The following is a 21,401-nucleotide window of genomic DNA, read 5'->3' on the forward strand; positions in this document are numbered from 1 at the left end:
GTGCGGCTAGCCGTTATTTCGGACGTGCATGGTAACCGGCTGGCGCTTGACGCTGTGCTGGCCGATATCGCGTTGCAGGGTGTCGACGGGATCGTGTGCCTGGGTGACCATGTCAGCGGGCCGCTCGATCCCGCCGGGGCGGCGGACCGGCTGATGACGCTGGATGGCCCGGTGATCCGGGGCAATCACGATCGCTGGGTGATTGCGACTGATCGGCAGGCAGACCGGGTCGATCAGTTTGCGGCGGCTCAGTTGAGCGCCGGGCAGAAGAGCTGGCTTGCGGACTTGCCGGCGACCGCTGTCGTGGGTGGCGAGGTGTTCCTGTGCCACGGCACGCCGCACAGCGACGAAACTGCGTGGCTGGATAACTTCTGGCATGACCGCGTGACGACGCTGCCGAGCGAAGCCAGCGTCGCGGCCCACGCCGACGGGATCGATTATCCGGTGCTGTTGTGCGGGCATACCCATATGGCGCGGTCGGTGCGGTTGCGGGACGGTCGGCTGATTTTCAATCCGGGCAGCGTCGGGCTGCAACTGGTTCATGGCTCGCCCGATGCGCGCTATGGGCTGCTGGAGCGGCGCCAGGGGCGATGGCTGAGCCGGATCAATGTTGTGCCGTACGATACCGAAGCTGCGGCCGCGCAGGCGCGCGCAAACGGGTTTGCCAGTTGGGTCAAGGCGATCACGACCGGGTGGGCGGGCCCGGAAGGCATGTTCTGAGGCATTTCATGCCGGCTGTGCCGTCGCCGATGCGCCACGGACACACTCGGGCGCAAAGTCCCTGTGGGTCGCGTGTGTTAACGAGTTGTTAACGATAGCGGTCCGATCATCCACAAGAGATTGCCGTCCCTGACGGACCGGTCGTCCCCTGAATCAGTGGGGCGGTGTAGGGTCAAATCATCAGGACGATTCGTAAGCCTAAAGTGCGTGCGGCCAGTGAACCTGAGTACTTTTCCGGCCCACGTGGCCGCCCCTTCACGCGTTGCCAAGCCAGGAAACGTTTATGTCTCTGCTTCAGGTCGAGCCCGATCGCATCGTTCACCCGGTGGACATCATCGAGCATATTGCGTCGATCAATGACTGGACTTTTGAGCGTCAGGACGCCGACGAGATTTCGATTTCGGTGCGCGGCGGCTGGAGCGACTATCACGTCTCGTTCAACTGGATGCAGGACCTTGAATCGCTGCACATTGCCTGCGCGTTCGACCTCAAGGTGCCTGAAGGGCGGCGCAGCGAAATCAAGCAGTTGATCTCGCTCATCAACGAGCAGTTGTGGATCGGCCACTTCGACATCTGGAACAAGGAAGGCGTGGTGCTGTTCCGCAATTCGCACCTGCTGACCGGTGGGGCGGAGGTGTCGCCGCAGCAATGCGAGGCGCTGCTCCGCTCAGCTACCGATAGTTGCGACCTGTATTACCAGGCGTTCCAGTTTGTGGTGTGGGCCGGCAAGACGGCGGCCGATGCGCTGAGCCATGTGATGTTCGAAACCGTAGGCGAAGCGTGAGCGTATCGCTTGCCACCATCGGCCCGGTCATGTTGGTGGGAGCCGGCAAGATGGGCCTGGCGCTGGCGCAGGGCTGGCTCGACGCCGGGCTGGCGAGCAGCAATCTGATCCTGGTCGATCCGATGGCTGGCGAGGCCGCCAAGCAACTGGCGGCAGATTATGGGCTACAGCTTTATGCCGAGGCGCTTGGGCTGCTGCCAAATGTGCTGGTGCTGGCGGTCAAGCCGCAGATCATCGATGCGGTCATGACGTCGTTGCAGCCCGCAATCGGGCCGCAAACGCTGGTCGTTTCCATCGCGGCGGGGATCAACATCGCACGTTTGCAGCGCGGGTTTGACACTGATCGTATCGTGCGCACGATGCCCAATACGCCAGCCCAAATCGGCAAGGGCATTACGGGCGCGGTGGCGGGAGCGGGTGTCGACAGTAATGATCGCTCGGCTGCCGATGCCTTGCTGGCTGCTGCCGGGCAGGTGGTGTGGTTCGATGCCGAAAGCGATCTGGATGCGGTGACCGCGGTTTCGGGATCGGGTCCGGCTTATATTTTCAATCTCGTTGAGGCTCTGGCCGCGGCGGGCGAACAGCAGGGGTTATCGCCTGACGTCGCCATGCGTCTGGCGCGGCAGACGGTGATCGGCTCGGCGGCGCTGATGGAGGCCGATCCGGCACCGGCAGCGACCCTGCGCCAGAATGTGACCTCGCCGAACGGGACTACGGCTGCAGCGCTGGCCGTGCTGATGGGCGAAGACGGGCTGACGCCATTGATGGCGCGTGCGGTGGCGGCAGCGCGGCAACGCAGCGAAGAACTCGGGCGCGGCTAGCGCATCGTTCGCATTTGCGGCTCTAACGTCGCGAGATGCGCAGATCATCCAGCCGCCGGCTGATGCTGTGCACCCAGCCCTCGGCTTCGAAATCACCTGCGCGCGCGAAGGCTTCCGCAACACCGTCGAGTGTCATCAAGCCGGTGAACAAATCGTCGGAGGCGCTGGTCTGCTCATAGCGGGTCAGCAGGACGATGGACAGATTGGCGCGGGTTCGCGCCCAAGCCAGCGGCGTCACGGTTTTCTGGCAACGATCGAGCGCCTTGCCCAGCAAGGCTTGGGCTCGCGCCAGATAGTGCAGGCTTCTGGGGCCGGGCTGTTCGGTCTGGGCAATCAGGCAGAGGACGGCGCCCAGGCTGGCCTGGACTTCGGAGCCGTAGGCATGATCCGCATCGAAGTCAGGATCGGCCAGAACAGACTGGTACTCCAAGGCCGCCAGCACGAACTGGTCACGGCCATTGTTGACGAGCCCCTCGGTAACAACCTCCTCGGCGTGGCGTAGGCGCAGCCGAAGATTAGCCGGCGGCCGCATATCGGCAGCATCCTGGTCCAAATACATCCAGAACTCCCCCGTGAAAACGTCCCTCCGAACGTTTCGTAGGCAATATTAGGCATAGGTATGATTGCCACTCAAGCAGGAGAATTTTAGCGGCTGGCCAACTTTTTCGTGGCTCAAGGCAGACCAGTCCCGCGGGGCCGCTTCAGATAATCGTGGGAATAATCGGTCTCACGCAAGCCGATTATTGATGTTCTTGATTTGGGCTAAAGGCCTTCGGTGAGGTTCAGGCGATCAAGCACCGCGCGGTCGCCGGGTTCGACCATCCCAACCATGAAGCGCCGCACAATCCGGCCGGAATCGGGGGGGAGACTGGCGATGGCGGCGTCGATCCGGCTGGCCTGGGTTTCCGACAATACGGCGAAGAACTGCTTGCCCTTTTCGGTAGCGTGCAGCAGGCGTTGGCGCCGGTCATTGTGGCCGGTCTTTTGCTCGATATAGCCGTTGTCGATCAGTTGGCGCAGGACCCGGGCCAGGCTCTGCTTGGTGATCTTGAGGATATCGAGCAGGTCGGCGACGGGCATGCCGGGCCGCAGGTTGACGAAATACAGCACCCGGTGGTGCGCGCGTCCAAACCCCTGTCGCTCCAGCAAAGCATCGGCATCGCCGACGAAATCGCGATAGGCAAAAAAGAACAATCCCATGACGTCGAGGGGCATGGCGGCAGTCAGCGATGCGTCAATATTTATGTCAGCCTTGTTGACATTGTTTTGGTTCGCTGCCATTGTCTTCCTATCGGGAACGCCAATGTTTCTTATCCCAAAGCCGTTGAGGTTTGCCAAGGGCTTGGGGCTGATGCATGATCGGCGCAATCGGGCTTACGCTCAAGGCGAAGCCAATTCTTAATTATTTGAAAGAGGATCTCATGGCGGGCGTGCCCATGGACCAGCGCGAAGGCTGGATCTGGTTTGATGGTAAATTTGTGCCGTGGAAAGATGCGAAGATCCACGTGCTGACGCACGGTCTGCATTATGCCAGCAGCGTCTTTGAAGGTGAACGCGCGTATGGCGGCGAGATTTTCAAGCTGCGCGAGCATACCGAGCGGTTGATCCAATCGGGCAAAACGCTGGATTTCACCATTCCGTATTCGGCCGATCAGATCGATCAGGCCTGCCGCGACGTGTTGGCCAAGAATGGCCTCGTCGACGGCTATATCCGTCCCGTCGCCTGGCGCGGTTCGGAAGAACTGAGCGTGCCGGCGCGCAATAACACCGTGCACCTGGCGATCGCCGCCTGGGTGTGGCCCAGCTATTTTACCATCGAAGAGCGCCTTAAGGGTATTCGGCTGGAATGGAGCAAGTGGAAACGCCCGTCGCCGGAAACTATTCCGTCGTCGGCCAAGGCTGCAGGTCTCTATATGATCTGCACGCTCTCCAAGGACGCAGCGATGGCCAATGGCTATGCGGATGCGCTGATGCTGGACTATCGCGGCTATGTGGCCGAGGCGACTGGCGCCAATGTGTTCTTCATCAAGGGCAAGGACATCGTTACGCCGACCCCGGATTGCTTCCTCAATGGCATCACGCGCCAGACGCTGATCGATCTGGCGCGCCGCAATGGCTATACGGTCACCGAGCGGCACATGAAGCCCGAAGAGCTGAGCAATTTCGATGAATGCTTCCTGACCGGCACGGCCGCGGAAGTGACGCCGGTTTCAGAAATCGGCGAGTTCCGGTTCAAGCCGGCGGAAGCCTGCCGCACACTGATCGACGCCTATACGGCAGAGGTTCAGCCCAAGCGGGTCGCCGCGGAATAAGCCTGCAGCAATCGATATTTGAGCCCCGCCCATGTGGCGGGGTTTTTCGTTTTGGGGGTCAGGCTTTGATCGGGGCGGGTTGGGCGCCGGAGAGGGTCTCGCGCACCAACCCGACCGTATAGCCGCGCGTGTTGTGGGCGCGGGCGACGTAGGCAGGATTTTGCATCAGCGCGCGGTGCAGCGCCGGTAGATTGTAGAACGGCACGCTCGGATAGAGATGGTGCTCGAGGTGGTAGTTGACGTTATGCGGGGCGAAGAAGGCGCGCTCCCAGTAGAATGGCATGACGCTGCGGGTGCTGCCCAGTTCGTGGCTGTAATCCATGCTGCCGAAATGCTCGGCGACGCTGCGGATGTGCATGAGCAGGAAGAAGGTCGTGAGATACGGCACAGCCCAATAGAGGAGGAAGCCCATCCAGGTGCCGGTGAGGGTGAAGATCACTGCCCAGGCGATGTAGAAGCCGAGGCGCGCCAGACGGTAGGATAATGGCTGCTGCTCCAGCGCGCCGAGGCGGCGGGCAATGCTGAACACGTCGATGATGGAGCCGACGACAAAGAGGTAGCTCAGCATAGTGAGCACGCCATGCTGCCAGCTTTGCGGGAAGGTAAACTTCCGGTTGCCCAGCTTGATGACCCAATCGGGGTCCTTGTCGGTGTTGGTATAGCGGTGATGGGCCAGATGATTGCGACGATAGGCGCCGATGGTGGTCAGGATCGGCCAGCTCAGAAGCAGGTCGCAAACCCAGTCGCTGAGGTCCTTGCGCTTGTCGATGAAGCGGTAGTGAGCGAATTCGTGTAGCAGCACGCCGAAGCCATGCATACGGCCGCCGATGACGGCGACGGCGAGTAGGTAGACTGGGATATTGCCGGCCCACTGGCTGATGACGATAGCGGCGATGATCACGGCCCAATCGAAGGCGATGGCCACGGCCGTGCGCCAGGGCGTCAGCGTCGACAGCCGCTTGACCGTGGGGGAATCGATATAGCTTTCCGACATGCTGCCCTCCGCATGAGGCGGTCACACTATCATTTGAGGTCGGGACGCACCACTGCGTCAGGCCTCCCAGCGGGCCTTTGCACTGTCATCGGCGGATTTGGCTTCGACCCAGTGTTCGCCGGTGGCGGTGGTCTCTTTCTTCCAGAATGGCGCGTCGGTCTTGAGGTAGTCCATGACCATTTGGGCGCCATCGAAGGCAGCCTGGCGGTGGGCCGAGAGGGCCATAACCTGCACGATGGGTTCGCCCGGCAGCATGCGGCCATAGCGATGAATGACGGTGATATCGGCGAGCGAAAAGCGTGTCACTGCCTCGGTGGCAATGGCGGTGAGCTGGCGGATGGCCAGTTCCGGGTAGCATTCCAGCGTCAGGGCGATGATCGGATCATCGGGGAGCGAGCGGACGAGGCCGGTAAAGGTCACGGCGGCGCCGGCGGCCTTGCCGCGGTCGAGGAAAGCGTTGCTTTCGGCACCGGGATCGAACGGGGTTTCGGAGACGCGGATATCCATGTCAGCCTCCGGTCATGGGGGGTAGCAGGGCGATGATTTTTGCGTCCGCCAGCGGGGTGCCGTGGGGCACGATCCGGGCATCGAGTGCCGTCTTGAAGATGGCCGGCCGCTCGAATGCCAGGGCACCGGCTTCGTCGCGGGCGGCGAGAAAGGCGATAACGTCGCCGGTGGTGACCACTTCGGGCGGGAAGGCGATGTCTTCCTCGCTCAGGTTCAGCCGCTCGCGCAGCCAGGCGAAGTAGAGCACCTTCACTTGGCATCGCCCGACAGGTGCGGCCAGGAGGCGAGCAGATACTGGGCGCCGGTCCATACGGTCAGGATGCCTGCCAGCCAGAGCACGATGTCGCTGACGAGGCCAAGGCCGGGCACGATGCGCTCGAGCAAAACGATGGCCAGAGCGAGGAGCTGGACGGTGGTTTTCCACTTGGCCAATTGGGTGACCTTGAGCACGACCTTGGTGTTGCCGAGGAATTCGCGCAGGCCCGAGATGAAGAATTCGCGGAACAGGATGGCGAGGACCGGGATCATGTCGAGCGCGGAGAGGCTGCCGTCCCAGGCCAGTGCCGCGATCAGCAGACCGACCAGAAGTTTGTCGGCGATGGGATCGAGCATGCGGCCGAGCGGGGAGGTCTGGTTCCATTTGCGCGCCAGATAGCCGTCGAGCCAGTCGCTGGCGGCGGCGAGAATGTAGAGGATCAGGGCAATCAGGCGGAGGTTGGTGTCGCCGGTCATCACCAGAGCGATGATGGGCACGATCGCCAGGATGCGGGCGATGGTGATGAGGTTTGGAATCTGCGTCAGCGGAGATTGGGCCATGGGCGGAGACAACAGGAATGGGGGGAGGGGGTCAAGGGGAATGGAAACGCGATCTCGCCCGTTCACTGAGCGGCACCTCCCCCTTGACGGGGGAGGATGGGTGGGGGTGTTCGGAGCCACGATGCGAGATTGGGGCTAAGCATCCCCCACCCTTGATCCCTCCCCGCAAGGGGGAGGGTGTCGACTGCTTGTTTTTGTTCAGGCCACCGCCTGGTTCGTCGCAGCGCGGCGGGCTGTCACCGCATCGGCCAAATCCTGCAGCACCGTCACGGTGGTATCCCAATCGATGCAGCCGTCGGTGATGGATTGGCCGTAGACCAGGTCCTGGCCGGGGACGAGGTTCTGCCGGCCAGCGACGAGGTTGGATTCGAGCATGACGCCGATAATGCGGCGGTCGCCGGCGGCGAGCTGGGCGCCGATGTCGGCAAGGACCAGGGGTTGATTTTCCGGCTTCTTGGAGGAGTTGGCGTGGCTGGCGTCGATCATCAGCACGGGCACCTGGCCGGATTTGATGGCTTCGGCGCAGGCATCGTTGACGCTGGCGGCGTCGTAATTGGGCGTTTTGCCGCCGCGCAGGATGATGTGGCAGTCGTCATTGCCGGTGGTGGAGGCGATGGCGGAGCGGCCATTCTTGGTCACGGCCATGAAATGATGGGGCTGGCCGGCGGAGGCGACAGCGTCCAACGCGATGCGGACATTGCCATCGGTGCCGTTCTTGAAACCGACCGGGCAGGAGAGGCCCGAGGACAGTTCGCGATGGATCTGGCTTTCTGTCGTGCGCGCCCCAATGGCGGCCCAGCTCACGAGATCGGCGATGTATTGCGGGGTGGTCATATCGAGGAATTCGCAGGCGGCGGGCAGGCCGAGATTGTTGACCTCGAGCAGCAGGCTGCGGGCGATGTGCAGACCCTGATCGATGTGGAAGCTGCCATCGAGATTGGGATCGTTGATCAGGCCCTTCCAGCCGACGGTCGTGCGCGGTTTCTCGAAATAGACGCGCATGATGATTTCGAGGCGGTCGCCGAGCTGTTCGCGTAGGGCAGCAAGGCGCTTGGCGTAGTCTATGGCGGCGGCAGGATCGTGGATCGAGCAGGGGCCGACGATGACGGCGAGGCGATCATCCTGGCCATGCAGGATGGAGTGGAAGGCGTGGCGGGCGCTCAGCACCGTGCGGGTGGCCGTATCGGTGCGCGGATGCTGGCGCATCACCTCGATAGGGGTGGTGAGCTCGGTAATTTCAAGAATGCGCAGGTCGTCGGTGGTTTTCAGCACGGTAGTCTCCTCGGGGATCGGGACCAGCCGGCGGCATAAAAAAAGCCGCCAGGGTGAGCTGGCGGCGGCTTTTTGGGTTGTTGTCGAACTTGGATTAGATCAAGCGCGTCCCTGCCTCCGCCAGCCTCGGATAGCTAAAATACCAAAACGAGAATGTGGCGGCGGAACGGATCATGCGGAGGGTATAGCGCGAGGCGGGGACGGAGTCGAGTGGGGAGCGCTACGACGTTGGCGGATATAGAACACCTTCCCAGCCTCTCTTTGATGAGTGAGGTGGGAAGGGGTTCGGCCAGGGTGATGTCAGTGGGCTAGCGATCTCGGCTTGGCATGCCGAAATTGTGGAACTGCTGGATGGCGATTTCGCCTTCCCATTGGGGCCAATGCTGGCGGTGCAGGCCAGCGAAGCGCTGGGCCCAGGCCACGATTTCGGCTTCGGAGGGCAACTCATAGATGGCATAGCCGCCCACCAGTTCCTTGGTTTCGGCAAAGGGGCCGTCGGTGAGCATCTGCTTGCCGCGAACCTTGACGGTGGCGGTGTCCGACATGCCGCCGGTCTCAACCATACGGGCGCCGGCTTCCATGCCGAGCTGCACCATGGCCTGCATGAGAGCGGGAGGCGGCGAGCCAGCCTCGGCGGGATTGGTGGTGGTGACGAAGGTGATGAACTTCATGGGTCCTCTCCGGTATGTTCATCATCGCGACGAGCGAGCGCGATCGGTTTCGACATCAGCCCTTGTTGAAGTGATCGTAGATCAATTGCGCCATGGCGTCGGAGATGCCGGGGACGGCGGCGAGGTCCTGCAGCGATGCTCGCCCCGTGGCTTTGGCGGAGCCGAAATGGTTGAGCAAGGCGCGCTTGCGGGTGGGGCCGATGCCTTCGATTTCATCGAGCGGATTGGCAACGGCGTCCTTCTTGCGCTTGGCGCGGTGGGTGCCGATGGCGAAGCGGTGGGCTTCGTCGCGTAGGCGCTGGACGTAATAGAGCACCGGGTCGCGATGGGGCAGCATGAAGGCTTCGCGGCCTTCCATGAAGAATTTTTCGCGGCCGGCGTCGCGCTCCTCACCCTTGGCTATGCCGATGAAGGTGACTTCCTTTTGCAGGTTCATTTCGGCGATGACGCCGCGCACGGCACTCATTTGGCCGGCGCCGCCGTCGATGAAGACGACATCTGGCCATTCGGGCATGCCACCGCCTTCGTCTTCGGCGGCCTCTTCGTCGTTTTCATTGGCGAGCCGGGTGAAGCGGCGGGTCAGCACTTCGCGCATCATGCCAAAATCGTCGCCGGCGGAAATATCGGATTTGATGTTGAAGGTGCGGTAGTGCTTTTTGGAAAAACCTTCTTCGCCCGCGACCACCATGGCGCCGACGGCATTGGTGCCCGAAATGTGCGAGTTATCGTAAATTTCGATGCGGCGGGGCGGTTCATCCAGCCCGAAGCATTCGGCAACGCCTTCGAGCAGGGTACGGTTAGTGGCACCTTCGGCCAATTGGCGACCGAGGGCTTCGCGGGCGTTGTTGAGGGCGTGATTGACCAGGTCGCGCTTTTCGCCGCGTTTGGGGACTTCCACATAGACGCGGCGGTCGGCGCGCGAGGTCAGGGCCTCTTCCATGAGGTCGTGTTCGGACAATTCGTGGCTGATCAGCACCAAGCGCGGTGGCGTGCGGCTTTCGTAGAACTGGCCGATAAAGGCTTCGAGCACTTCGGCGTCGCTGAGCGAGGAGTCGGCGCGCGGGCGATAGGCGTAGTTGCCCCAGTTCTGGAAGGCGCGGAAGAAGAACACCTGAACGCAGAACTGGCCGCCTTCGTGGTGGATGGCGAAGACGTCGGCCTCTTCCACCGACTTAGCGGTGGCGTCGCCCTGGGACTGGATCAGGGCGAGGGCACCGAGGCGATCGCGCAACAGGGCGGCGCGCTCGAAGTCGAGCTGTTCGGCGGCCTCGTTCATGTCCTTCTGCATGTGGTCGCGCACGCCTTGCGATCGGCCGCTGAGGAATTCCCGGGCTTCGTTCACCAGTTCGGCGTAGCCCTCGGTGGAGATCTCACCGGTGCAGGGGGCCGAGCAGCGCTTGATCTGGTGCTGCAGGCAGGGGCGGGTGCGAGCGGAAAAGAAGCTATCCGAGCAATTGCGCAGCAGGAAGGCCTTTTGCAGGCTGGCAATGGTGCGGTTGACGGCGGTGACTGACGCAAAGGGGCCGAAATAGTGGCCGGGGCGACGCCGGGTGCCGCGGTGCTTGAGCAGTTCGGGAGCGGGGTGATCGGTGGCGATCAGGATGTAGGGGAAGCTCTTGTCGTCGCGCAGCAGCACGTTGAAGCGCGGCTTGAGGCGCTTGATCAGATTGGCTTCGAGCAGCAGCGCTTCGGACTCGGTTTCCGTGCGCACAAATTCCATGGTCACCGTGGCGGCGATCATGCGTTGCAGGCGGAGTTCGAGCGCTTCGGGGCGCGTGTAATTGGTGACGCGCGCCTTGAGGTTCCGCGCCTTGCCCACATACATGACCTCGCCGGTGGCATCGATCATCCGATAGACGCCGGGCGAGGTGGGCAGGGTGCGAACGAGGGCTTTGATGACCTCGTGGCCGCTGGGCGGTGGTGTGTCGGTCATGATCGTGGGGTCGGTCCGCGGCGTGCCGCATAGTCGAGGTGCTGGCCGCCGTCGAGCGCCAGCATCTGGCCGGTCATCGACGGCATTTGCAGCAACATCATGACGCCGGTGGCGATCTCGTCGGGGCCGGCATGGCACTGCAGAGGCAGGGTGGCGACGTGCTTGTCGAACGCGGCTTGATCCTGCCGGGAATGGGGCAGGACAGGGCCGGGGCCGATGGCGTTGACGCGGATATTGGGAGCCAGTGACTGGGCAAGCGTGCGCGTGGCGGTCCACAGCACTGACTTGGACAGCGTGTAGCTGAAATAAGCGGGCGACAGATGCAGCACGCGCTCGTCGATGATGTTGACGATGTTGCCCTGGGCGCCTGTGGGGAGCTGGGCGGCGAAGTCGCGGGCGAGGAAGATCGGAGCCTCGGCGTGGACGGCGAAGTGCTGGTCCCATAGGGCTTCGTCGAGGTCGCGGGCACTGTCGGGGTCGAACACCGAGGCGTTGTTGACCAGAACCGTGAGCGCGCCGAACGGCTTGGCCGCGCGCTCCATCAGGCCGGCGCGCTGGCTGCGCTTAGCGAGATCGGATTTGACGATTGCGGCCCTGCCGCCGGCCTTGACGATTTTGGAGCGCACCGCGCGCGCGCCCTCGGCGTCGGAGCGGTAGTGGATGATCACGGCGTGACCGGCGCTGGCCAGGCGCGTGGCGATGGCTGCGCCAATGCGGTCGCTGGCGCCGGTGACAAGGGCGACTGAGTGGCTTGGCGATGGCTCGGTTTGATTCGTCATGGTCGATCAGGTTGGAACAGGCAGCGGACCATAAGCTGCTTTGGCTGCACGCATCAACGCTGTGCGCAGAGAGGGAACGCCACAGCCTGGACAAGGGCTGTCAGTAGCGCAATTCAGGCAGTGGCGCTGTCCTTTTGTTGGACTAGAATCAGGCGTAGCCTCACCATGTTGTTACCGCCGACGGGGGGTCGCGCGGGACATTTGGGGAGAATGTTGAGATGGAAGCTATCGTACCACTTCTGGTGCAGTTGATCGCTGGCGGGGCCGGCGGCAACGTCATCGCGCAGGTGATCAAGTCGCTCAATCTCGGGCCAGTCGGCAATTCGATCGCCGGCGCCATAGGGGGCCTCGCGGCTACCTGGCTCGCGACCAAGATTCCGGGCCTCGATGGGCTGGTCGGTATGGCCAGCGCTGCGGCGGCGGACGGTACCACGGCTGCGGCTGGCGGGCTGAATGGCGGCGCCCTGGCGGGGCAGGCCGTGACCGGCCTCGTTGGCGGCGGCATCCTGACGGCCATCGTCGGCGCCATCAAGTCGAGCATGGCGAAAGCCTGATTTTCGTTCTATTGCATTGGCGTCCCGGCCGGTTCGGCCCGGGGCGCCGTTTTCCTCATAGCCAGCATTATTCATGACCACTCCCATAGCCGCGACCCGTGGCGACAATGTCGCTCGCGCCATTATCCTGACCCTGATCACCATCGGCGTTTTCGGCGTGCAGGACGCGGTCTCCAAAATGCTGGTGCAGGACTACTCCCCGTTCCAGATCACCATGATGCGCTATTGGGGCCTGGCTCTGTTTTCGCTGGTGCTGGTGATGCGGCAGGCCCCGCTGCGACAGGCATTCGCATCGAAGGCGCCTTGGTGGCAGATTTTTCGGGGCGTGCTGCTGATGGCCGATATCTGGCTGTTCGCACTGGCGTTGCGCAGCGTGCCGCTGGCGGAGTTGCAATCGATCAGCCTGATCTATCCGCTTCTGGTGACGCTATTTGCCATTCCGATCCTGGGTGAGAAGGTCGGCGTGTTCCGGCTCGTTGCCGTCGTGGTCGGGTTTGCCGGAGCGATGGTGATCGTGCGGCCCGGCGGGTTGCCCCTGGACTGGGGCGTCGGGTTCGCCGTGGCGTCCTCAACGCTCTATGCGCTGTATATCGTCATCACCCGCAAGGTCAGCGCCGTGGATTCGGCACCCACGAGCATGGCCTATGCGGGTGCTGTCGGGCTGGTGCTGTCGAGCGTGGTGGGGGTGTTCTTCTGGCAGCCGATGGATTGGCCTACCGTAGCCATGGTGGTGGTGGTGATGGGCACGACATGTGCGGGGCATGGGCTGATGACGGTCGCACTGTCGATGGCACCGGCTAGTGTGTTGCAGCCGTTCAACTATTTCTCGCTGCCTTGGGCAATCGTGCTGAGCGCGACGGTGTTTGGGCATCTGATCGACGGAGTGTCGCTGCTGGGCGCGGCGGTCATCGTTGCGGCGGGGCTGGTGGTGATGGCGCGGGAGCGGATCAACCGCGTGAAGGTGGTCAATGAGGTTGTCGCCGGGCGCGATGCCTAGGAGGTGAGGCGGCCTGGCCGCCCCACGGAATGCAATTGGTCAGAGCTTGACCTTGGCGTTCTCGCCGATTTTAGGGGACCGGCGGGTCACGGCGGCGGCAAGCATGGAGATTGCCGTGACGACGCGACCGGGGCTGTCCCAGAGTTCGGCATCCTGGGGTTCGACCTTGATGACGCGGATGCCCGGATCATCGGCATTGTCCCACCAGGCCTGAGCGAAGGGCGACCAGAGTTCCTTGACCTTGGCGCGGTCATTTTCGACGGTGCCCTTGCCGGTGATCGACACATATTTGGAATGTGGAATATCGGCGAAAGCGAGGGTGACGATGGGGAAATTCCGCACCTCGTCGTCCTTATGGCCATCGGCGTCGATCAGGAAATAGATGGCGTGTTCGTCGCGGTCGACATTGGCCTGCAACGGCCGGCTGCGCTGGCGCTCGCCGTCCCAGGTGACGAACATGCAGACGCCGATGCGCTTGGCGAGTTCCCAGATGCGATCGACGTGTTCGCCGTGATGCTTGAGATTCTTGCCGGTGTCCTTGGGTTTAGCGCGAGCCGCCGGCTTGGCAGTGCTGGCTGGAGCCTTTGCCGGCGCTGCCCGCTTGGCCGCCGGTTTTTTGGCGGGCGCGGCCTTGGTCGCTGCCGGCTTGGCGCTTGCCGTGCGCGGAGCGGGCTTGGTGGATTTGGTCTCGGTGTTCGCAGCCGTGCTGGCCATGGTCACAATCCTTTTCGCGTTTCTCGGCAGCACAACGAGGCAGGGCGCTGCACGGTTGCGTAGCCTTGGTCTTGAACTGCGCGCCGTTGAGGGGCATGTCATCGGCATGGATCGTGGGAGCGTGGAAAATGGCCTGGCTGATTGAACTGGCGCTGGTGTTATTGCTGGTTGGCGGCGGCTGGACGCTGTTTACGCGCGGCAAGCGCACCGATGAGCGGGAATCGCTGACCTTGCGGCGGGTCGATGCCTATATCGAAACGATCAGGCGCGAGCGCAGCAACCGCGCTTTGGTGTCGATGAGCGACAGCGAATTGCGCGATCTGCTGCATATGGGCGCGCGCAATCTGCGCATTGCCGGCGAGCGCAAGGCGTGGGTGCTGCTGGGTGTGGCGGGGGTGGGCACTTTCGCGGCCATTGTGGCGGCGACGCAGGACGGTATTCGCGGTTTTGCCATTGCGGCGGTTGTCGCGGCGGTGGCCATCTATGGGCTCAACGAATTTTTATCCCGACAAATGCGGGCGCCGCTGGAAAAGCAGGGCATCGATATCGAGCGCATCAAGGTCGAATGAAATGAAGAGCGCCGCCCCGAAGGGCGGCGCTTAATTCTAGTTAGTTGCCGAGGCAGACGTAGCCGTCAGGCCCGTTGAAGCAAACGCTGCCGTTGTCACGCGGACGGGGACGATGGGGGCCATTGCCCCAACCCGGACCGTTGCCCCAGCCTGGGCCGTTATTGCCCCAGTCGGGGCGACCTGGGCCGTTACCCCAGCCGGGACCATTGCCCCAGCCGGGACCGTTATTGCCCCAATCGGGGCGACCCGGACGGTTGGGGCGGCCGCGATCGAGATAGCTGGCAGAAACCCAGCCGTCGGGACCGCGCTTTTCGACAAAGCACCAGCTGCCCTGGCAATATTGCACATCTACCTGTTCGCCGCGGCGAATGGTGTCGATGGCATAATAGCCGGTGCCGGGACCGGAGCGCACATTGACGTTGCCGGTGACGAAGGCGGGAGCCGCAGAGGCGGCAATGCTGGTGCCCAGCAGTGCCAAAGCGGCAAGCCCGGCAGCAAGTATTTTCCTGTTCAAAGCCATGTTCTGAACTCCTTACTCAGGGGGCGTTCATCGCCCGTGGCCCTACATAACGGCGTCTTGCCTGAACCGAACCTGAATGGCTCGGTCATCTTGGCTCGAGCTATAAACGCAGCAGCTCGACGAAACGTTTGAGGGTGCCGGCGAATTTCTTGCGGTGCTTGGGCTTGAGCTCGCCCATCAGCGCTTCTTCGAGCTGGGTCCAGTGATCGGCCAGGGCGTTGCGGATGCGCACGCCGCGTTCGGTGAGGGCCAGACCGGGCGCCAGCTCGGGGCCGACAGCCTGGCGGCCGACCAGTTCGCGGCCGATCAGGCGTGCGAGCCGGGCATCGAGTGCGTCCTGCGGCAGGCCCAGTTGCGCGGCGAGCGCCGTCTCGGTGGTGCCAGAACGGGCCAGCTCAAACAGCACGGCGTCATCGCCCGGCTCCAATCCGCGCTCGCGCAGGGGCACCAGGAGGGCCTGATGCGCCAATTGGCCGGCCTCGATGAGCCGGTAAAGCGATGATCGGGATGAGGGTCGAGACATAGGCGGGAAAATAGTCTGAACTCCAGGCATGCGTCGATCTGCCATCCAGTCTATCGTTAATCGTGGCACGACCAAGCCCCGTTATTGTTCACAGGACGCAGATGAGTTATGCGTCGGTGGATGCCGAAACGGAGTGCCAGATTGGCACCGCAATCGCCGACAGGCCGGAGTACCGGGCAATGACCCAAGACCTCGCGCGCATCCGCGCCTTCGTGCAAGTCTTTGACTCGGGCGGCTTTTCGGCGGCGGCGCGCCAGCATGGCCGCTCCAAGGCGCTACTCAGCAAATATGTCACCGATCTCGAAGACTATCTCGGCGTGAGGTTGATGAACCGGACCACACGCAAGCTGAGCCTGACCGAGGCGGGCGAGGCCTATTATCGCGAATCCAGCTCGCTGCTGCAGCAATTGGACGATCTGGACGCCACCATTACCGACCAGACCTCGGAGCCGCGCGGGCTGCTGCGGGTCTCGGCGCCGCGCAATTTCGGCGAAGATACGCTGGCGCCCGCGATTTTCGCCTATCTGGCTAAATATCCCAAGGTGACGCTCGATCTGCGGCTGGAGGATCGCTATGTCGATCTGGTCGATGAGGGGATCGACGTGGCGCTGCGGATTTCGACCATGGCCGACAGTTCGCTGATCGCGCGCAAGATCGCCGACATGCACCTGTTCATCGGCGCAGCGCCATCGCTGCTCGAGGTGCATGGCGTGCCCAAGCATCCTGAAGATTTGCGCAATCTTCCGTGTATCGTCGATACCAACCTGCAGGGCCAGGCGAATTGGCGGTTCTTCGAGGACGGCAAGACCGTATCGGTGCCGGTCACCGGACCGGTGCGGGTCAATTCTCCCCTGGCGGCCCGGCAGGCGGCCATCATGGGCCTTGGCTTTGCCGCATTGCCATCCTACCTGGCTGATCCGAAAGTGGCGTCGGGTGAACTCGTGCCGGTCTTGACCGAATTTGTGCCCACCGGGCAGACGCTGCAGGCGGTTTATCCGCACCGCCGGCATCTCGCCGGCAAGGTCCGCGCACTGATCGATCATCTGGTCGACTGGTTCGCCACGCACCCGATCAGCTAGGGGTAGCAATTGGCGGTTGTGCAGTTTGGACGCCGGGCAGCGGCGTGGTTTATGGCGCTTTGCGTCATGGCTTTGGTTCTCGTGCTGCCCGCCGCGGCGCATCCGCACATTTTCATCGATGCCAAGGTCACGGTGGTGTTCAACGATGCCGGAGCCGTTGTGGGTCTCAAGCACAACTGGACCTTCGACGAGGCATTTTCGTCGTGGGTGGTGCAGGGGCTTGATACCAATGGCGACCGCGAAACCAGCCCCGAAGAATTGCAGCCGCTGGCGGACGACAATCTCAAGGGCCTGACGGAATACGGCTTTTATACCTATGCGGGCACGCAAGATAATCCGCTGAAATTCACCGCCGACGGCGACCAGCGCTTTGTTTATGAGAACGGCCGCACGACGCTCACCTATGGGCTGACGGTGACCAATCCGCAGCCAATGGCCAACCGGTTCGAGTTGGGGGTTTATGACCCGGATTACTATGTGGCCATCACCTTTGCGGATGCCCGCGACGTGACGCTGGAGAATGCGCCGCCCGGCTGTGGGGTGACACTCGAGCCGCCCAAGGAGATGGACCAGGCATTGCAGGACCGTCTGTTCTCGCTGGGGCCGGACGTGATGGAATTGCCGCCGGACCTCGCCGCCGCGATGCGCGGCACGCAGGGCATGATCGTCATTACCTGCAACGGCGTGGCTGCCCCCGCGCCGGTTTCGGCGCTGGATGCAGTCAACCAGGTGGCCCAGGCCCCGGCGCATTCGCCCTCTCTGCCATTCGGCGGCCCTCCGAAGGAACCTGGATTGAACCTGCCGCATAACGGCTTCACGGTTTGGCTGCAGACGCAGCAGCGCGAATTCTACCAGGCGATGAACCAGGCTTTGGCTTCGCTCAAGACCGACTGGACCGCGTTCTGGCTGCTGGGTGGGTTGAGCTTTCTCTATGGCATCATTCACGCTGCCGGGCCGGGGCACGGCAAGGTGGTGATTTCGTCCTATGTGCTGGCCAACGAAACGCAGATGCGGCGCGGCATCACACTGAGCGTGATTTCGGCGATGATCCAATCGGCGGTCGCGGTGGCGTTCGTGCTGATCGCTGCGAGCATTCTGGGCATGACCAGCATGGCGATGGACGTCGCGGCCAACTGGATCGGTATCATCTCCTACAGCATGGTGGCGCTGCTTGGGCTGTGGCTGGTGGTGCGCAAGCTGTTCAATCTGGGCCATGGGCATCATCATCATGCCCCCGACGACATGGCGGCCAAGGCGCGCGGCCATCTGCATGGTGAGCACGAGCACCATCATCACGACCACCACGGCGCGCATGATCACGATCATCATGACCATGAGCATCACCACCATCATGCGGCTGAGGCCGAGCATGAGCATCACGACCACATGCATATCGTGCCGCCCAGTGCGGCGACCGGCAGTTGGCGCGAGCAGATCGGCGTTGTCCTCGCCGTTGGGCTGCGGCCCTGTTCAGGGGCACTGGTGGTTTTGGCCTTCGCGCTGTCGCAGGGTCTGCTGCCCGCCGGCATCCTGGCGGTGTTCCTGATGGGTGCCGGCACGGCGATCACCGTAGCAGTGCTGGCCACCATCGCGGTCACCGCCAAGGGCTTGGCGCAGCGGATCGGGGGCGTGGACAATCCGTTCATGGGCGCACTGGTGTGGTGGGCGGAACTGCTGGGGGCCTTTGGGGTGCTGGCGTTTGGGGTGCTGTTGGTCATCGCGAGCTTGTAAGCGCGACCCATCGCCGCCTTGCGATTGGGGCGGGAGCGGCTATGGTGCGGCCAAATTCCTAGAACCTTTCCAGACTGCGGCGCTCCATGTCCGATCATTTGCCTGCCAATCACCCGCCCGTGGCCAAGCCCAAGATCGGCGTTTTGCTGCTCAATCTCGGTACGCCCGAGGCGACGGACTATTGGAGCGTGCGGCGCTATCTCAAGGAATTCCTCAGCGACCAGCGGGTCATCGAGACGCCACGCTGGCTGTGGTGGCCAATTCTCAACCTGATCATCCTGTCGTTCCGCCCGCAAAAGAGCGGCCACGCCTATGCGCAGATCTGGGACAAGGAGAAAAACGAGAGCCCGCTGCGTGTGATCACGCGCCAGCAGACCGAAAGCCTGGCGCAGCGGTTTGCAGGCGAGGACAATGTGATTGTCGATTTCGCCATGCGCTATGGCAATCCCTCGACCGAGGCGCGGCTGAAAGCAATGCAGCAGGCGGGTTGCCAGAAGATCCTGCTGGTGCCGCTCTATCCGCAATATTCGGCAACGACGACGGCGACCGCCAATGACAAGGCCTTCGAAGTGCTGGGCAAGATGCGCTGGCAGCCGGCCGTGCGCACGGCGCCGGCCTATTTCGACGATCCGAAATATGTCGAGACGCTGGCGCGGTCGATCCAAGAGGGCGTGGCGAAGCTGGATTTTGTGCCGGACCTGGTGGTGACCAGCTATCACGGCATGCCGGTGGAATATCTGGAGCGCGGCGACCCCTACCACTGCCAGTGCCTCAAGACGACGCGGCTGGTGCGCGAGCATTTGGGCTGGGACAGGGACAGGCTCATGGTCACGTTTCAATCCCGGTTCGGCCGGGCCAAATGGCTTGAGCCGTATACGGACGTGACTTTAGCGGCGCTGCCGGGGCGGGGGATAAAGAAGATCGCAATCCTGGCGCCGGCGTTTTCGGCGGACTGTATCGAGACGCTGGAGGAAATTGCCATGCAGGGGCGCGAGACGTTCATGCATGCGGGTGGCGAGCAATTCGCCTATATTCCGTGTCTCAATGATAGTCCCGGCGGCATGGACATGATCGAGTCCATGGTCCGCCGGGAGCTTTCAGGCTGGCTATAGCTTGATTTTGGCGTTGTCGCCGAAATCGGGGGCTTTGCCGGTGACAGCGGCGACGAGCATTTTGGCGCTCGCGACGAGCTGATTGGGGCTGTCCCAGAGTTCGCCATCGTTGGGGGTGACGGTCAGGAGGCGAATGGAGGGATCATTCTCGTTCTCCCACCAGGCCTTGTCGAAATCGGTCCACAAATCCTTGATCTTGGCACGGTCGTTGCTGATTTTGGCTTTGCCGGCGATGACGACGTATTTGTGGCCGCCACTATCGACCCAAGCGAGCGAGACGGTGGGGAAACGCTCGATCTCGCCGTTCTTGTGGCCTTCGATATCGACCAGGAAATAGATGGCGTGTTCGTCGCGGTAGACGCGGGCGGAGAGCGGGCGGCTGCGCTGGTTTTCGCCGTCCCAAGTGGTGAACATGCAGATGTCGATCTTTTTCGCCAGCTCCCAGATACGGTCTTCGACTTCGTCGGGGGTCAGGTCGCTGTCGTTGGGATGTTCCTTGGCCATGTGAGCCTCCTTGGTTGTGGGAGGCGAACGGGCGGGCGGCGATGAGGTTGCGGGCGATATTTTTCGCGCCGGGGTGATCCAAAACAAAACACCCCCGCCTGGGCGGGGGTGCTGGATGCGTCGGGCCGAATCAGAAGCCGAGGCAGAACGAGGCGTTCTGGCCGGAGACGCAGGTGTTGATGCCGACGGTGTTGTGGGTGTTCCAGCCGCCGTGGTTATTGCCCCAGCCGCCATTGTTGCCCCAGCCAGTGTGGCGGCGATGGTTGCCCCAGCCGTTATCGGTGGCGAGGTAGCTGGCGGAGACCCAGCCGTCGCGGCCGGGCTTGGAGACGTGGCACCAGTTGCCGGCGCAATATTCGATATCGACTGGCTGGCCATACTGGACCGACGAGATGACCGGGTAGCCGGTGCCAGCGCCGGCGCGGACATTGGCATTGCCGGTGACGACGCCAGGCGACGCCATGGCGGCGGAGGCGGAAGCGACGAGGACGGCGGCGGCGAGCAGGGCGGTGGTGAACTTGTTCATGGGGAAATCCCTCTGTGTGTCTGGTTGTGGCAGTCGTCTGCCTTGGACACAGTTCTGAGGGATGGCGATTGAACCGTGCCTGAGCGCACCGTTCATCTGCGTTCAGAATGGAAAGCGCCGGTGACGGCCGAACCCGAGCGGGTCCTCGAACAGCAGATCGGGCGGGGTGGCGTTGACCTTGGCGGCCTGCCCGACCAGGTAGCTGGCGCGGACCCAGCCGGTATTGGTGACGAGGCACCAGGCGCCCGTGCGGGTGCAGCGGTCCAGCGTCACCTCGGTGCCATTGGGCAGCACACCGATGCTGGAATAGCCGGTGCCGGGGCCGCTGCGCACCTGGATAGTGCCGCCGCTGACGCGCGCGGTGGGCTGCGCCAGAGCCGGCGTGGCGATGAGGGCGATGGCAAGGATGAGGGCGGCGCGCATGATGCTCGTTTCTCCGAAGGGCGCCAGGATGCGGCGCGCCCGCGGCGAATTGATGGCGACATGCGCAAGCGCCGCACGGCGCGAGCCTGCGGGGAACACGGCGGTGAGCGGCTTTCGCCTCTGGGTAATTTTTAGAGTGAGACGAAAGCCGCTCACCACGATCGGTTTTTGCTGCATGCGCATCGAGCGGCCACCCTTTTGGGGCTGGCTATCCAGTGCAGCGCCCCGGGAGTTTTAGGCTCCGAAGGCGGACCGCAGCGGGCCGGACCGGTTGTCAGCGTCCATGCATGAGCCGGGCGACCCCGACTCCACCGTCTTCCCGCCCGGCGCTTCGTCGGCGCCGCGTGTGTGGCGGGAACGGGAGCATCATCGCATGGGATTTTGGTACGGGGACAAGATGGACAGATCAGAGACTGTTTGGAAATTCTACTCTGGCGGCCATCTGCAGCGGCTTTCTGCGCTTCCGGTGCTCACGTACCCAAAGGTACGCTGCGCTCCGGTTCTCGAAAACCACCGCATCTGACTCACCAGAGCGAATTT

At 62.9% G+C, this 21,401-nt stretch carries 26 protein-coding genes; 10 read left to right on the forward strand and 16 right to left on the reverse strand.

What is annotated here, in order from left to right; translation table 11 throughout:
* The 3 genes from JWP26_RS21320 to proC all read left to right on the forward strand — a co-directional run bounded on the left by JWP26_RS21320 (position 1) and on the right by proC (position 2,325).
* On the forward strand, positions 1-720 hold the full coding sequence (locus JWP26_RS21320) for a metallophosphoesterase family protein (protein ID WP_299732746.1): 720 nt from the start codon (positions 1-3) through the stop codon (positions 718-720).
* 283 nt (positions 721-1,003) lie between these two features.
* Positions 1,004-1,504: a YbjN domain-containing protein gene (locus JWP26_RS21325; protein ID WP_299732749.1), complete on the forward strand. Its 501-nt coding sequence runs from the start codon at positions 1,004-1,006 to the stop codon at positions 1,502-1,504.
* Positions 1,505-1,533: 29 nt separating this feature from the next.
* On the forward strand, positions 1,534-2,325 hold the full coding sequence (gene proC, locus JWP26_RS21330; RefSeq protein ID WP_299733023.1) for a pyrroline-5-carboxylate reductase: 792 nt from the start codon (positions 1,534-1,536) through the stop codon (positions 2,323-2,325).
* A 22-nt stretch (positions 2,326-2,347) separates the two neighbouring features.
* On the opposite strand, the gene JWP26_RS21335 is transcribed toward proC, so the two are convergent.
* Together JWP26_RS21335 and JWP26_RS21340 are read right to left on the reverse strand one after the other, a co-directional pair.
* Positions 2,348-2,884: a hypothetical protein gene (locus tag JWP26_RS21335; RefSeq protein WP_299732752.1), complete on the reverse strand. Its 537-nt coding sequence runs from the start codon at positions 2,882-2,884 to the stop codon at positions 2,348-2,350.
* Positions 2,885-3,087: 203 nt separating this feature from the next.
* Complete coding sequence (locus JWP26_RS21340) at positions 3,088-3,606, reverse strand: MarR family winged helix-turn-helix transcriptional regulator (protein WP_367184190.1); 519 nt, start codon at positions 3,604-3,606, stop codon at positions 3,088-3,090.
* A 140-nt stretch (positions 3,607-3,746) separates the two neighbouring features.
* Here JWP26_RS21340 and JWP26_RS21345 point away from each other — a divergent pair, with 140 nt between their 5' ends.
* Entirely contained in the window at positions 3,747-4,637 is an 891-nt protein-coding gene (locus tag JWP26_RS21345) for a branched-chain amino acid aminotransferase (protein ID WP_299732755.1), read from the forward strand.
* 58 nt (positions 4,638-4,695) lie between these two features.
* On the opposite strand, the gene JWP26_RS21350 is transcribed toward JWP26_RS21345, so the two are convergent.
* The 8 genes from JWP26_RS21350 to JWP26_RS21385 all read right to left on the reverse strand — a co-directional run bounded on the left by JWP26_RS21350 (position 4,696) and on the right by JWP26_RS21385 (position 11,609).
* Positions 4,696-5,631: a fatty acid desaturase family protein gene (locus tag JWP26_RS21350; protein ID WP_299732758.1), complete on the reverse strand. Its 936-nt coding sequence runs from the start codon at positions 5,629-5,631 to the stop codon at positions 4,696-4,698.
* A gap of 57 nt (positions 5,632-5,688) precedes the next feature.
* Positions 5,689-6,138 (reverse strand): molybdenum cofactor biosynthesis protein MoaE, encoded by a 450-nt coding sequence (locus JWP26_RS21355; protein ID WP_299732762.1) that lies wholly within the window; start codon positions 6,136-6,138, stop codon positions 5,689-5,691.
* Between the two features lies 1 nt (position 6,139).
* Positions 6,140-6,391, reverse strand: coding sequence for a MoaD/ThiS family protein (locus tag JWP26_RS21360; protein WP_299732765.1), 252 nt, complete (start codon positions 6,389-6,391; stop codon positions 6,140-6,142).
* Complete coding sequence (pgsA, locus tag JWP26_RS21365) at positions 6,388-6,954, reverse strand: CDP-diacylglycerol--glycerol-3-phosphate 3-phosphatidyltransferase (RefSeq protein WP_299732768.1); 567 nt, start codon at positions 6,952-6,954, stop codon at positions 6,388-6,390. The genes JWP26_RS21360 and pgsA overlap by 4 nt, the downstream gene beginning before the upstream one ends.
* Positions 6,955-7,152: 198 nt before the next feature.
* Positions 7,153-8,226 (reverse strand): 3-deoxy-7-phosphoheptulonate synthase, encoded by a 1,074-nt coding sequence (locus JWP26_RS21370; protein WP_299732771.1) that lies wholly within the window; start codon positions 8,224-8,226, stop codon positions 7,153-7,155.
* Between the two features lie 308 nt (positions 8,227-8,534).
* A complete protein-coding gene (locus JWP26_RS21375) occupies positions 8,535-8,897 on the reverse strand; it encodes a YciI family protein (protein WP_299732774.1) in 363 nt (120 codons plus the stop codon).
* A 55-nt stretch (positions 8,898-8,952) separates the two neighbouring features.
* The gene (uvrC, locus tag JWP26_RS21380) at positions 8,953-10,830 is read right to left on the reverse strand and encodes an excinuclease ABC subunit UvrC (protein ID WP_299732777.1); all 1,878 of its coding nucleotides are present in this window, start codon (positions 10,828-10,830) and stop codon (positions 8,953-8,955) included.
* Positions 10,827-11,609: an SDR family oxidoreductase gene (locus JWP26_RS21385; RefSeq protein WP_299732780.1), complete on the reverse strand. Its 783-nt coding sequence runs from the start codon at positions 11,607-11,609 to the stop codon at positions 10,827-10,829. Before JWP26_RS21385 ends, uvrC begins: the two co-directional genes overlap by 4 nt.
* 218 nt (positions 11,610-11,827) lie before the next feature.
* Between JWP26_RS21385 and JWP26_RS21390 the strand changes: the two genes are divergently transcribed.
* Both JWP26_RS21390 and JWP26_RS21395 read left to right on the forward strand, forming a co-directional pair.
* Positions 11,828-12,163 carry a hypothetical protein gene (locus tag JWP26_RS21390; protein ID WP_299732783.1) on the forward strand — a complete coding sequence of 112 codons (336 nt, stop codon included), beginning with the start codon at positions 11,828-11,830 and terminating at the stop codon, positions 12,161-12,163.
* 73 nt (positions 12,164-12,236) lie between these two features.
* Positions 12,237-13,160, forward strand: a complete 924-nt coding sequence (locus tag JWP26_RS21395) for a DMT family transporter (RefSeq protein WP_299732786.1) — start codon at positions 12,237-12,239, stop codon at positions 13,158-13,160.
* 39 nt (positions 13,161-13,199) lie between these two features.
* Here the strand turns inward: JWP26_RS21395 and JWP26_RS21400 are convergent, their stop codons facing one another.
* Positions 13,200-13,874, reverse strand: coding sequence for a pyridoxamine 5'-phosphate oxidase family protein (locus tag JWP26_RS21400; protein WP_367184192.1), 675 nt, complete (start codon positions 13,872-13,874; stop codon positions 13,200-13,202).
* A 128-nt stretch (positions 13,875-14,002) separates the two neighbouring features.
* Here JWP26_RS21400 and JWP26_RS21405 point away from each other — a divergent pair, with 128 nt between their 5' ends.
* Positions 14,003-14,443 carry a hypothetical protein gene (locus tag JWP26_RS21405; protein WP_299732789.1) on the forward strand — a complete coding sequence of 147 codons (441 nt, stop codon included), beginning with the start codon at positions 14,003-14,005 and terminating at the stop codon, positions 14,441-14,443.
* Positions 14,444-14,483: 40 nt separating this feature from the next.
* Here JWP26_RS21405 and JWP26_RS21410 read toward each other — a convergent pair whose 3' ends face one another.
* Positions 14,484-14,963 (reverse strand): SH3 domain-containing protein, encoded by a 480-nt coding sequence (locus tag JWP26_RS21410; protein WP_299732792.1) that lies wholly within the window; start codon positions 14,961-14,963, stop codon positions 14,484-14,486.
* Between the two features lie 100 nt (positions 14,964-15,063).
* Entirely contained in the window at positions 15,064-15,432 is a 369-nt protein-coding gene (locus JWP26_RS21415) for a hypothetical protein (protein WP_299732795.1), read from the reverse strand.
* Between the two features lie 233 nt (positions 15,433-15,665).
* Between JWP26_RS21415 and JWP26_RS21420 the strand changes: the two genes are divergently transcribed.
* The 3 genes from JWP26_RS21420 (at position 15,666) to hemH (ending at position 19,408) form a co-directional block, all read left to right on the forward strand.
* Positions 15,666-16,565 (forward strand): LysR family transcriptional regulator, encoded by a 900-nt coding sequence (locus JWP26_RS21420; RefSeq protein ID WP_299732798.1) that lies wholly within the window; start codon positions 15,666-15,668, stop codon positions 16,563-16,565.
* A 66-nt stretch (positions 16,566-16,631) separates the two neighbouring features.
* Complete coding sequence (locus JWP26_RS21425; RefSeq protein ID WP_299732801.1) at positions 16,632-18,296, forward strand: DUF1007 family protein; 1,665 nt, start codon at positions 16,632-16,634, stop codon at positions 18,294-18,296.
* Between the two features lie 86 nt (positions 18,297-18,382).
* Positions 18,383-19,408, forward strand: a complete 1,026-nt coding sequence (hemH, locus tag JWP26_RS21430) for a ferrochelatase (RefSeq protein WP_299732804.1) — start codon at positions 18,383-18,385, stop codon at positions 19,406-19,408.
* Here the strand turns inward: hemH and JWP26_RS21435 are convergent.
* The 3 genes from JWP26_RS21435 to JWP26_RS21445 all read right to left on the reverse strand — a co-directional run bounded on the left by JWP26_RS21435 (position 19,403) and on the right by JWP26_RS21445 (position 21,044).
* Positions 19,403-19,912 carry a pyridoxamine 5'-phosphate oxidase family protein gene (locus JWP26_RS21435; protein WP_299732807.1) on the reverse strand — a complete coding sequence of 170 codons (510 nt, stop codon included), beginning with the start codon at positions 19,910-19,912 and terminating at the stop codon, positions 19,403-19,405. The genes hemH and JWP26_RS21435 overlap by 6 nt on opposite strands.
* A 130-nt stretch (positions 19,913-20,042) precedes the next feature.
* The gene (locus tag JWP26_RS21440; RefSeq protein ID WP_299732810.1) at positions 20,043-20,438 is read right to left on the reverse strand and encodes an SH3 domain-containing protein; all 396 of its coding nucleotides are present in this window, start codon (positions 20,436-20,438) and stop codon (positions 20,043-20,045) included.
* A 102-nt stretch (positions 20,439-20,540) separates the two neighbouring features.
* The gene (locus JWP26_RS21445; RefSeq protein ID WP_299732813.1) at positions 20,541-21,044 is read right to left on the reverse strand and encodes an SH3 domain-containing protein; all 504 of its coding nucleotides are present in this window, start codon (positions 21,042-21,044) and stop codon (positions 20,541-20,543) included.
* Between the last annotated feature and the right edge of the window lie 357 nt (positions 21,045-21,401).

Source organism: Devosia sp., assembly GCF_028290435.1.
Taxonomy (GTDB): Bacteria; Pseudomonadota; Alphaproteobacteria; order Rhizobiales; family Devosiaceae; genus Devosia.

Bases quoted from the DNA above. Each gene is read 5' to 3' on its own strand.
- uvrC (WP_299732777.1), bottom strand. From the start codon at position 10,830: ATGACCGACACACCACCGCCCAGCGGCCACGAGGTCATCAAAGCCCTC.
- JWP26_RS21410 (WP_299732792.1), bottom strand. From the start codon at position 14,963: ATGGCTTTGAACAGGAAAATACTTGCTGCCGGGCTTGCCGCTTTGGCA.
- JWP26_RS21420 (WP_299732798.1), top strand. From the start codon at position 15,666: ATGACCCAAGACCTCGCGCGCATCCGCGCCTTCGTGCAAGTCTTTGAC.
- JWP26_RS21400 (WP_367184192.1), bottom strand. From the start codon at position 13,874: ATGGCCAGCACGGCTGCGAACACCGAGACCAAATCCACCAAGCCCGCT.
- JWP26_RS21425 (WP_299732801.1), top strand. From the start codon at position 16,632: ATGGCTTTGGTTCTCGTGCTGCCCGCCGCGGCGCATCCGCACATTTTC.
- JWP26_RS21440 (WP_299732810.1), bottom strand. From the start codon at position 20,438: ATGAACAAGTTCACCACCGCCCTGCTCGCCGCCGCCGTCCTCGTCGCT.
- JWP26_RS21375 (WP_299732774.1), bottom strand. From the start codon at position 8,897: ATGAAGTTCATCACCTTCGTCACCACCACCAATCCCGCCGAGGCTGGC.
- JWP26_RS21390 (WP_299732783.1), top strand. From the start codon at position 11,828: ATGGAAGCTATCGTACCACTTCTGGTGCAGTTGATCGCTGGCGGGGCC.
- JWP26_RS21350 (WP_299732758.1), bottom strand. From the start codon at position 5,631: ATGTCGGAAAGCTATATCGATTCCCCCACGGTCAAGCGGCTGTCGACG.
- JWP26_RS21335 (WP_299732752.1), bottom strand. From the start codon at position 2,884: ATGTATTTGGACCAGGATGCTGCCGATATGCGGCCGCCGGCTAATCTT.
- JWP26_RS21355 (WP_299732762.1), bottom strand. From the start codon at position 6,138: ATGGATATCCGCGTCTCCGAAACCCCGTTCGATCCCGGTGCCGAAAGC.
- proC (WP_299733023.1), top strand. From the start codon at position 1,534: ATGTTGGTGGGAGCCGGCAAGATGGGCCTGGCGCTGGCGCAGGGCTGG.
- JWP26_RS21395 (WP_299732786.1), top strand. From the start codon at position 12,237: ATGACCACTCCCATAGCCGCGACCCGTGGCGACAATGTCGCTCGCGCC.
- hemH (WP_299732804.1), top strand. From the start codon at position 18,383: ATGTCCGATCATTTGCCTGCCAATCACCCGCCCGTGGCCAAGCCCAAG.
- JWP26_RS21405 (WP_299732789.1), top strand. From the start codon at position 14,003: ATGGCCTGGCTGATTGAACTGGCGCTGGTGTTATTGCTGGTTGGCGGC.
- JWP26_RS21385 (WP_299732780.1), bottom strand. From the start codon at position 11,609: ATGACGAATCAAACCGAGCCATCGCCAAGCCACTCAGTCGCCCTTGTC.
- pgsA (WP_299732768.1), bottom strand. From the start codon at position 6,954: ATGGCCCAATCTCCGCTGACGCAGATTCCAAACCTCATCACCATCGCC.
- JWP26_RS21435 (WP_299732807.1), bottom strand. From the start codon at position 19,912: ATGGCCAAGGAACATCCCAACGACAGCGACCTGACCCCCGACGAAGTC.
- JWP26_RS21340 (WP_367184190.1), bottom strand. From the start codon at position 3,606: ATGGCAGCGAACCAAAACAATGTCAACAAGGCTGACATAAATATTGAC.
- JWP26_RS21445 (WP_299732813.1), bottom strand. From the start codon at position 21,044: ATGCGCATGCAGCAAAAACCGATCGTGGTGAGCGGCTTTCGTCTCACT.
- JWP26_RS21325 (WP_299732749.1), top strand. From the start codon at position 1,004: ATGTCTCTGCTTCAGGTCGAGCCCGATCGCATCGTTCACCCGGTGGAC.
- JWP26_RS21345 (WP_299732755.1), top strand. From the start codon at position 3,747: ATGGCGGGCGTGCCCATGGACCAGCGCGAAGGCTGGATCTGGTTTGAT.